The organism is Thiorhodococcus mannitoliphagus, assembly GCF_010915725.1.
Taxonomy (GTDB): Bacteria; Pseudomonadota; Gammaproteobacteria; order Chromatiales; family Chromatiaceae; genus Thiorhodococcus; species Thiorhodococcus mannitoliphagus.
Window position 1 is genome coordinate 1 of record NZ_JAAIJR010000165.1, and the last position, 10,312, is coordinate 10,312.

Below are 10,312 nucleotides of genomic sequence, written 5' to 3' on the forward strand. Positions count from 1 at the left end.
CGTATTTATTTATCGATTCAAGCCAGAATTATAACACCATTTCAGCGAGTTAATGGGCGTATGTCAGGAGTTCTGCAATGCGCTGATCATCACCCTGGGCTTCTCGCCGCTGCTGCTCGCGCCCCTGGTGCCCTACCAAACCGTGGGCTACCTAATGATGGCCATCATGGCGATCAGCGCCCTGGCGACCTTCTTTCTGATCCCCGCCATTGTGCGGGCCAAAGTCCTCCAGCCCATGCTGTTCCCCGGCCAAGCGGGCGATCCGGCCATGGCGTGCCGGGTCGCGCCGGTGTGCCAGCGGGTGTTTGCCAAGGAAGCCGGCAGCCCCTGCCGGCGCGGGCGCTGCGAGTGGCGCGATCCCGATCAGCTGACGCCGGACATTCTCAATCCTGATCTTTTGGGAAGAAGGGGATAGGGGTGAGGGTTTAGTGAAGAGGGCGTCGCAGCTGAATACAGCGTGCGACCAATCCTTCGTCTGCTCTTGCTTGCCCCTAACCCCTAACCCCTGACCCCTCGCCCCGAATCCCTACATCCACTCACAGAGCAACGAGCCAAACCATGAAACACCACATAGTCTCCAAACACATCATGCTCCGCCTCGGCCTCCTGCTGCTGCTCGCCGCGCAGGGCGCCAGCGCCGCCATGAGCGGACGCGAGGTCATGGAGCTCGCCAACCATCGCGCCTATTACTCCGGCGGCGACCGCAGCAGCACCGGACAGGTGGTGGTCAAGGAGCGCGGCGGCACGATGCGTACCCGCTCGACCCACATGGTTCGCCTCGATGACACCCCGGGCGGCGAGCAAAGCTACCTGGTCTATTTCAGCGGCCCGACCGACATGGAAGGCACCACCTTCCTGGTGCACAAGCACCCCGGCAAGACCGACGAACGCTGGCTCTATCTCCCCGAGCTCGACATCGTCCGGCGCATCGAGGCGGGCGACAAACGCACCCATTTCGTCGGCACCGATCTCTTCTACGAGGATGTCTCCGGCCGGCATCTGGATGCCGATCGCCACAGCCTGACCTCGGAAACCGACAAATATTGGATCGTGCGCAGCGAGCCCAAGGATCCCAACGAGGTCGAGTTCGCCTGGTATGAGTCCTGGGTCCACAAGGACACCCACCTGGCAGTGAAAATCGAATACCACGATCGCAACGACCGGCTCTATCGCCGCTTCAGCGTGAAGAAGGTGCGCAACATCGGCGGCATCCCAACCCCGATGCAAACCCTGCTGGAAGACCTCAACACCGGCAGTCAAAGCACCATGAGCTGCCTGGAAGTGGAATACGGCCGCGGCCTGAGCCCGGATCTCTTCTCCGAGCGCTCCCTGCGCCATCCGCCGCTGAAGCAAATCAAGCTCAGCGCGGCACCCTGAGCCAAACCGATGGCTAGACGAACACCTTGGCCGCTCGCGCTCGCCGGACTGGCGCTGGTCGCGGTTAGCCACGCGGCCGGCGCGGCACCAGCGGCGGAAACAGGGCCAGCACCAGAATCCGAGCTGCCGGACTTCGAGGTGGAGGCGCCGGTGGAGTCCCTGCTGGTCGAAGAGGCCGATGCCGCAGGTCCGCCCTTCCTACGCTGGGCCGAGGCGCGCTACGGCTGGCGCACGCAAGCGTCTGACATCAATCAGCAGACGGTGATGAACGAGTTCCGCGCCCAGGTCGGACAGCGGCTGGCGGGTCAGGGCCTCGCGCTCGATGCCCGGGCCGATCTGTTGCTCGATGGCGCCATGCACCAGGCCCTGATCGACCTGCGTGAGCTCAACCTCAGCCCGACCATGCTGCCCGCTGCGGTGAATATCACGTTCGGGCGGCAAATCATCAACTGGATGATGGGCGACATTCTGCAGCTCAATGATCTCTTCCCCAAGGACTTCACGTCCTATTTTATGGGCCGCGATGCCGAGGGGGAATACATGAAAGCCCCCTCGGATGCCGTTCAGATCAACCTCGCCCACAAACTCGGCACCCTGGATATCGTTTACGCGCCAAGCTTCAAGCCCTACACCATTCCCACTGGCCCGCGCTTGAGCTACTACTCCCCCTTCACTCAGCGCATCGAGGGCGAGGACAACCCCCTGCCCACCCGCACCCCCGACCAATGGTTCGCCGATGATGTCTGGTCCGCGCGCTATGCGACCAAACTCGGGCAACATGAGTTCTTTGTGTTCTTCAACGATGGCTACTGGACCGTGCCCAATGCCATCGATTCGGCGGCCGTTCAGGCCTATTACACCCGCATGCGAACCTTTGGCGCGGCCTGGCGCGGCCCGCTGCTCAATGGCCTGCTCACACTCGAGGGTTCCTGGTACGACTCACTTGAGGATCTCGCCGGCGATGATCCCAACATCCCCAACAGCCAAATCCGCGGCCTGGTGCGCTATGACCGGGAACTGATGAAAAACCTCAACATGACGGCGCAATATTACATTGAGCACCGTCGCGACCAAGCCGCCTATGAAGACAGCCTGCCCGCCTCCATGACCGCGCAGAGCATGAATTACGAGGAACTCACCCTACGCCTGACCCGAACCCTACTGAAGCAAACGGTCAATCTCTCTTTCTTTGCCTTCTACTCCCCCACCGAAGACGACTATTACCTGCGCGCCAATCTCCAGTATCAACCCGGCGACCATTGGCTCTACCACATCGGCGCTAACTATTTTGGCGGTGGAGAGGATGACACGCGCTGGGGGCAGTATCGCAATAACAGCAATCTGTTTATCGGGGTGCGACGTTACTGGTGACAGGCGCGGCGGTCAGCTGGGCGCGAATCCTTAGCCATTGCAGCGGATCGGGCGTTAGGTTGCTGCCGACAATGCCCCCTGGTAGTCTTTCAAGCCTTCGGCTTCAATCTTCAAGCGTAGACTGCCATGTAGAGGGGGGTAGAGGAGAGGCGTTTGTGTGATTACTTTTTCACGACCTCCTGTAAGGATCTCAAGATGGAATAAGATATGTTGGCGGATCTTGGAAACTCTTCGGTGTCCATCAAGGCTTTATGCAGCGCGGGCAGGTTATAAAAGGGGACACTAGGGTACCAATGATGCTCAAGGTGATAGCCAATATTTCTGGGTAAGATAAAAAGTGCTTCCCACACTTTGGGGATCGTTGTGCGAGTTTCCTGGTATCCAGGAACGTCACTTTGCACAGCGCTGTGTTCAGCAATTAACCGGATATACTGGGTGACGATATGCCATGTACAGAGCGGAATAATCCACAAAAGTAAAAATTCCCACCACAGCCCTGCCATGGTAAACCAGGAAGCAAAAGCGCCATAAAATAAGATCCTTGCCAACATTGAGGGGAGCGAGCCGCGGATCACAAACATTCCAATCAGGCCTCGAATAATCCAGCGGAGGCCTGTGAAGAAAAGCCCCCTGCGAATAATTTTTGCTGCCAGTTGGCCCTTCGACTTTGGATAGGTCCACTCTTCGACCAGGTGTCCTTCCTGGTTGTGTGTTTTCCAAAGGAAACGATTGCCGTCTTTCTCATCGTTTAAATACCGGTGATGAGCGCCATGATACTTTCGAAAGCCCTCTGTGGAAATAAACATCGGCCACTGCATAAAGAAGTTGGAGATCCAGTCATTCCAGAAGCGATTCGGCAAAAAGCGATAGTGAGATGCATCGTGCCCCAACACAGTTAAGGCCTGTTGGCGTGCTCCAATAAAGATAACTGCAAACAAATAAACAAAGGGATTTTTTGTAAGAACATAAGCTGCTATGGCTGCTGCAATTCCTAACCACTCCAAAAATAACGCAAACAAAGCTTTTCCTGGGGATAAGGCCGAAAGTTCGCGGATAAGAGAGGAGGGCAAGCGATTGGGGACACCTTTCACGGCATCGTGAGGGTGGCTTGTTCTCTCATTTTTATTAATGTTTTCTGAAGCTATGTGTTCCTCTGCTGTATCGATAGACATCGTCAGCTTCCTCTTAATATGATTCATGCGTAATTTGTATCTCAAGGAGGTATCACTATCCTTAAGCCGGCTTATAGGCAGACACGAAGGTCTGGGTCTCATGGGTTCGCACGTTCGCGCAGCAGCATGGGCAGTCGATCGCCGGGGCGCAGGGTCAGCCGCGTACTGGGGAAGACCTTGGCGCCGGGCGCCAGCTCCCAATCAAAGGCGCGCGCGAGGACCGCCAAACAAAGCACCGCCTCGTTGAGACCGAAGGCCAGGCCGGGGCACACCCGTGGCCCGACCGAAAAAGGCGCGTATTGGTACTTGCTCGGCCGCTCGGCGCCGGGGAGAAACCGCTCGGGCAGGAAGTCATCCGGGCGTTCCCAGAGCTCGGGATTGCGGTGCAGCAACCAGGGAACCACCAGCACCAGAGACCCCTGGCGGATGCGCTCGCCGCCGATCTCGGTGTCCGCCGTGGCGGTGCGGCCCAGGATCGGTACGGGCGGATAGAGCCGCAGGGTCTCTTCAATCACGGCGCGGGTGTAGATCAGCGCGTCCAGGTCGGTGACCGCCAGTTCGCGCTCGGGTGGAATCCTCTCCAGCTCGCGCGCCAGCGCCGCGCGTGCCCAGGGCGCCTGCGACAGCAGAAAGAAGGCCCAGGCCAGGGTGTTGGCGGTGGTCTCATGTCCGGCCATGAAGAGCACGATGGCCTCGTTACGCACCGCGCGGCGATCCAGACTGGCGTCCGGCCCTTCGGCCTTGGTAAACAGCTGATCGATCATGGCGCCCACCGGACAACCGTCGGGCGCCGCGCTCGCCTGGCCGGACGGCTTCAGTTGGGCATCGATGATGTGATCGACCACGGCATGGATGCGCTGAATCGGCCGGCGGATGCCGCGACCGTGAAACCGGGGAATCCAGCCGGGCAGGTTCAGCATCTCCGCGACGGCGGTCTGTTCAATCTGGCGCTGATAGTGTGCGAAATTGCGCACGATCTGATCGGTCTGCTCGCGTCCCGCACGCTGGCCGAAAATCGCCCGCGAAATGATCTCGGCCGTCAGGGTGCCCATCTCATTGAGCACATCGATGGGCCGGTCGGCTGGGTGTTGGCGCCAGAGCGCGCGCCACTCCCGCGCCGTCTCCAGCATGATCGGCAGGAAGCGATCCAGGTGCCGACCGCTGACAAGGGGGCTGACCAGCGCCCGGCGCGCTTTCCAGAGCGGGCCGTCGCTGACGAACAGCCCGTCGCCGAGCAGGGGTTCGAGCGCCTGGCGCATCTGGGGCGTCTTGCGTTGCAGCACCTCGTGGCGCTTGACGAAGGCCTCACGCACCCACTCGGGGTGGTTGAGGATCACCAGCTCCCGGCCCAGAATGCGCCGGCGGGTGAAGGGTCGGCTGAAGGTGCCCACCTCAAAGGGTTTGAGCGCATCCTGGCCGAATTGCAACAGCGCCCGCAGTGCCGGCAGCCGCCGGGGCGGGCGCTCAGGGTAAGGCGGGGTGTACCGGGGAATGGCGTCGAAGGCGGAGTTCATGCGTACCCCAGTGCACGGTTGATCGGCCCGATGATGCGCTGGAGCTCTTCGGCCAGTGCTGGATCAAGATCCGGCCAGCGCGCGCGCTGTGGTTGCGGCAGCGCGCAGACCGCGTCCAGCCAGGCCGCATGCGCTTCCCCGGGCAGCAGATGCTCAATCAGCCGGCTAAGCTCGGCGCGCGGCGCGCTGACCAGCTGTTCGTATTTGAGGGTCAGGAGCCGCTCGTTCGGGATCTTGGCCATGGCCTCCAGGGCCAGCTCCGAGGTGTTGGCCCAGAAATGGGCGTAGGCGCTTAACCGCTGTGCCGGCGAGAGCCTGTCCGGCAGGCTGTAGGGCCGCGCCCGTAAATGCTGGCGGGTGATGGCACGCTCGAGATCGGCGACGCGCAACAGCAGCCGGCGCGCCAGATCGCGCTTGGCGAAGAACAGCAGCTTCTGCAGGCGCGTGCCCGGCGTGACGTTCAGCATCCAGGAGACCCGCGCGACCGGATCGAAGAAGCGCATGCCCATCATCGACAACACCACCTCGCGCCCATCCCGGTGCAGATGCACGTAGCGAGCGTCGGGGAAGCCCTGCAGCAGATCCGGCACATACCAGTAGCTCAGACCAGAGCGCTCGACCCAGAGGCGCTTGTGCAGGCTGGTGGTCAGCAGGTCGAAGAGCCGCGCCGAATGCGTGGTGACCGGTGCCGTCGGCCAATTCGGCACCATCTGTGCCAGTGCATCAACGCGCGCATCGGGGTCAGCATCGAGCGCTGGGAGCGTCATCGCCGCAATGGGCGGGCAGTCGCGCAGGCGATAACGGCCACGCGCGTCGTCGTAGAGAATTTCCGCTGGCAATTCGCCGGCCGCTCGCGCCTTCTCGACCCAGGGGCCGAACCAGGTCGGCGGCACCGAGAGCAGCGCCCAATAGTCACGACCGCTCAGGCTGGGGTCGCCGAAGCCGCGCATGAACAGACTGGTCCAATATTCGGAGATCGAGCAAATCGCCGGGTGCTGCTGCAACAGGCGACTCAGCAGGGTCGAGCCGGAACGCCCCATGGATAAAACAAAGACGCCGGAGCTGTGTTGTTGCATGTCTCGATTCCTTAACGCTTGAGCGGAACGGGGATCAGGCGGCGCGCGTGATCAGGTCAGCCCCGTCGTGCCGGGCCCGGAACCAATCCAACATGCGGCCCAGGGTTTCCGGGGCCTCGTCGGCGGCAAAGGTGTCGCCCGCGGGCAACACCGGCGGGGTCAGCTGGGTGCCGAGCGGATTGTCGGCGGCGCCGCTCTCGAAGAAGGCCGGTAGCCAAATGGCCGGATGCCGCGGGTTCCGTTCGAAGAAACGAATCGCGCGGGCGATGTAGACGGGCAAGGGCACCAGATCGATCGCCAGCCCCCGCGTCGCGGCGATCACCTGGATCTCCCGCATCGAGATCGATGGCCAGTCAGTGATATGCCGCACCCCGTATTGCTCCCCGGGCGTGTCGATAAAGGCGGCGATCCGGCGCGCCGCGACGTCGATGGGAATGATGGGCATGGCGGTTTGCACATCCGGCAGCATCCCAGTGTCGAGGGCAAAGCGGGCCAGCGCCGAGCCAAGATCGGCAACATTCGAGAAGCCGTCCGTGTGTCGACCAATCACAAAGGACGGCCGGTAGATGCCGGCTCCCAGTCCCTGCGCGCGCGCCTGTTGCACGAATTGGTCGGCCACCCATTTAGTCTTGACGTATCCGCTTTCGTCGCTCGGAGGCTTCCATGGATCCACAGCTTCCGACACCTCGGTCCCGACGATCTGGTCGAGGCGCGCGAAGACTCGCAAGGTCGAGACAAAGTGGAAGGCCTTGGGCCGCCCCTGCGTACAGATCTGGACAAATTCGCGCACACTGCCGACATTGACCGGCGCCATCTCGCGATAGCCGCCCAGGAAGTCGACCGCCGCCGCGTTGTGGAGCACCAGATCGACCTGGTCGATGATCGCCTGAAGCCTGCCCTCGCCGAGACCCAACCCCGGCAGACCCAGCTCACAGGGCCAGACCTCGATGGAATGCCCGATCTCGGCCCTGGTCTGTTCCAACCCCGCCTGTTGCAGCGACGCGGCTAGCCGCTCGGCGGCGTGCCGCGCGTCTCGCCCGCGCCCGAGGCAGATGATCCGGCGCGCGCCCCGGCGCACCAGCTCATCGAGCAGGAAGGTTCCGAGGAACCCGGTCGCGCCGGTCATCACAATGGCATTGCGTTCGGCCACCCGCACCTCGGGCGCGGTCTGGGTGATGACGAAGTCGCTGGGTAGATGGCTGTCGGCTCGCATCCGCGCGGATTCGTCGTCCTTGTCCTCAGCGTCGGCGCTGGCGACCTCGACATTGAGGCGCGAGAGCAGGGCGAGGGCGAGGTCGCTCAGGCTGCGATCCTGCGCCAGCTCGGTGGCCGGCAGCGCGCTGCCGATGCGCCGTTCGATCTCCATCGCCAGCTCGACCGCCATCAGCGAATCGAGACCGGACTCCATCAGCGAGCGGTTGGTGTCGATCTGATGTTCCTTGGCGCCCGTGACCCGGGCGAGGATCTGAACCAGCAAGCGTTCCATCTGTGCGACCCGCTCTTCGACCGGGATGGCGGCAAAGTCGATCCGCTCAGACCCGGCCTCCTGCGGTGCCGAGACCTGATCCGCCAGCGCCGCGGCCCGCGCGCTCTGCATGATCGGGCCGGCGAAGCGTCCGCTGCGGTCGATCACGGCGGCGACGGCCACTTCGGAATCCAGCAGCTCGTCGAGCGCGCGCAGAATATCCGCCATCTGAATGGCACCGCCGATCTGCTTGCTGACCTGTTCGCGCAGCGCGCTGTCACGCGCCAGCACCCCCGCGTCCGCGACCGCGCCGAGCTGCAGTGCCAGCCCTGGCAGTCCGGCCGACCGGCGTGCCTCCACCAGTCGTTCAAGATAGGCATTGGCGGCGACATAGTTGGCCTGGCCGGGATTGCCCGCGACATTGGCCAGCGAGGAAAACATCACGAAATAGTCGAGCCGCTGCCCCAGGGTCTCCTGGTGCAGATGCCGTGCGCCGGCGACCTTGGGTCGAACGACGCGCTCGAAGGCATCGGCCGTCATGTTGACCATGAGGGCATCGGCGAGCACCAGGACCGCGTGCATGATGCCGGCGATGCGGCCATGCGCGGCGGTCAGGGTTTCGACCAGCCGGGTCACCTGAGCGGCGTCGGAGACGTCGGCTTGCGCGATGATGACCTGGGCGCCGGCGGCCTCGATCGCGGCGATGGCGGTGCGTTGCTCTTCAGTCTTCACACCGCTGCGACCTACCAGGGCAATGGTGCGGGCACCCTGCTCCGCCAGCCAGCGGGCGATCCGCAGACCGATGCCGCCCAAGCCGCCGGTGATCAGATGCACACCCTCGGCGGCGAAGGTGCGGGGTGGTTTGGGCAGCGGCATGATCTCACGGCTGGGAATGGTCAGGTCGAGCACCAGCTTGCCCAGATGACGCCCCGATTGCATCAGGCGCAATGCCTCGCGCAGACCATCCAGTCGATAGGTACGCAGCGGCAGCGGTCGGATCGCGCCAGACGCGCAGAGCGCGATCAGCCGATCCCAGGTCGCGGTAAACAGGTCCGGCCGTTGCTGGGGCAGGAAGGTCAGGTCCACCGCATGAAAAGAGACATTGTTTTCCAACGCCTTGAGGTTCAGGCGATGGTTGGCCTCGACATCGCGCTTGCCGATCTCGACAAAGCGACCGAACGGCTTCACGAGGTCCAGCGAGGCCAGCATCGCCGCGCCCGCCAGGGAGTTCAGCACCACATCGACCCCAGCCCCGTCGGTGAAGGCGCGCACCTCGGCGGCGAAGGACAGGCTGCGCGAGTCGGAAATCGCATCGACCTCCAGCAGGCGCAGCAGATCGCGCTTTTCTTCTGACCCGGCCGTCGCGATGACGCGCGCGCCGATCGCCTTGGCGTACTGGATCGCCATCAGACCGGTGCCTCCCGCGCCGCCGTGGACGAGCAATGTCTCCCCCGGTTGCAGGCGCGCCAGCAGGTCGAGCGTATAGACGACGGTGAGTCCGACGATGGGGAGGGTCGCGGCCTCGGCGAAGGACCAACCCTCGGGGATGCGGCGCACCAGGCCTTCCGGGGCCTTGACCGTCGAGCCGAAGCATCCTTCCTGCATCAGCATCACCCGGTCGCCCGGTTTGAAGGCGGTCACCTCGGGGCCGACGCGCGCGACCACTCCGGCGCCCTCCAGGCCCATCAGCGGCCCGAAGTCGCTGTCCTTCAGCAGTTCCGGCGGCAACAACCCGAGGGCGAGGATGACGTCCTTGAAGTTGAGACCCGCGGCCTGGAGCGCGACCTCTACCTCGTCGGCAACGGGCTCGGACGGCGGCGGCAGCGCCTTGACGGAGAGATTGTCGATGGAGCCTTGGGCGCTCAGGGAGACGGCGAAGGCGGGCGGCTCGACGGCTGTTCCAGCAGCTTGGTCAGCAGCAGCCGGCGTGCCGACCGGCTCGATCAGGTTGGCGCTGAAGCCTTCGGCAGTGAAGCGCAGTTCATCGACAGCATCGGGCACGCCCTCAGAGCCGTCGTCAGTCATGGTTAGCTCGCCGAGCAGCCAGTCGGCGGCGCCGGACCGGGCCGCGGCACTGCCGTCGTGATCGACCCGGTGGCAGCGCCAGTTTGGATGCTCATTGACGATGGTGCGGCCCACCGCCCAATACATGGCTCCCGCGAGGTTGGCCGGCTCGCCAGCCAGCGCATTCCGCGTCACCAGATCAATGCGCGGCGGCTGCGCCCAATGCGCGCTGCCGGCCTTGATCAAGGCAACCAATGCAGAACTCCTGACTTGGCGCCAAATTCAATGCGACTGGATCGCCTCAAACACGAGGCGCAGCTCGGTACCGGGGTA

Annotated in this window: 7 protein-coding genes; 3 read left to right on the forward strand and 4 right to left on the reverse strand. The window is 63.2% G+C overall.

The window, feature by feature from the left end; genetic code table 11:
- Window positions 1-52: 52 nt before the first annotated feature.
- The 3 genes from G3480_RS23185 to G3480_RS23195 all read left to right on the forward strand — a co-directional run bounded on the left by G3480_RS23185 (window position 53) and on the right by G3480_RS23195 (window position 2,748).
- Window positions 53-415, forward strand: coding sequence for a hypothetical protein (locus G3480_RS23185; protein ID WP_164656531.1), 363 nt, complete (start codon window positions 53-55; stop codon window positions 413-415).
- 143 nt (window positions 416-558) lie between these two features.
- Window positions 559-1,377, forward strand: coding sequence for an outer membrane lipoprotein-sorting protein (locus G3480_RS23190; protein ID WP_164656533.1), 819 nt, complete (start codon window positions 559-561; stop codon window positions 1,375-1,377).
- Between the two features lie 9 nt (window positions 1,378-1,386).
- Window positions 1,387-2,748: a hypothetical protein gene (locus G3480_RS23195; RefSeq protein ID WP_164656535.1), complete on the forward strand. Its 1,362-nt coding sequence runs from the start codon at window positions 1,387-1,389 to the stop codon at window positions 2,746-2,748.
- A gap of 161 nt (window positions 2,749-2,909) precedes the next feature.
- Here the strand turns inward: G3480_RS23195 and G3480_RS23200 are convergent, their stop codons facing one another.
- The 4 genes from G3480_RS23200 to G3480_RS23215 all read right to left on the reverse strand — a co-directional run bounded on the left by G3480_RS23200 (window position 2,910) and on the right by G3480_RS23215 (window position 10,234).
- Window positions 2,910-3,920 (reverse strand): fatty acid desaturase family protein, encoded by a 1,011-nt coding sequence (locus G3480_RS23200; RefSeq protein ID WP_164656537.1) that lies wholly within the window; start codon window positions 3,918-3,920, stop codon window positions 2,910-2,912.
- Window positions 3,921-4,018: 98 nt separating this feature from the next.
- Window positions 4,019-5,434 carry a cytochrome P450 gene (locus tag G3480_RS23205; RefSeq protein WP_164656539.1) on the reverse strand — a complete coding sequence of 472 codons (1,416 nt, stop codon included), beginning with the start codon at window positions 5,432-5,434 and terminating at the stop codon, window positions 4,019-4,021.
- Window positions 5,431-6,510, reverse strand: a complete 1,080-nt coding sequence (locus G3480_RS23210; RefSeq protein ID WP_164656541.1) for a sulfotransferase family protein — start codon at window positions 6,508-6,510, stop codon at window positions 5,431-5,433. The genes G3480_RS23205 and G3480_RS23210 overlap by 4 nt, the downstream gene beginning before the upstream one ends.
- 34 nt (window positions 6,511-6,544) lie before the next feature.
- Entirely contained in the window at window positions 6,545-10,234 is a 3,690-nt protein-coding gene (locus G3480_RS23215; protein WP_164656543.1) for an SDR family NAD(P)-dependent oxidoreductase, read from the reverse strand.
- Window positions 10,235-10,312 lie beyond the last annotated feature (78 nt).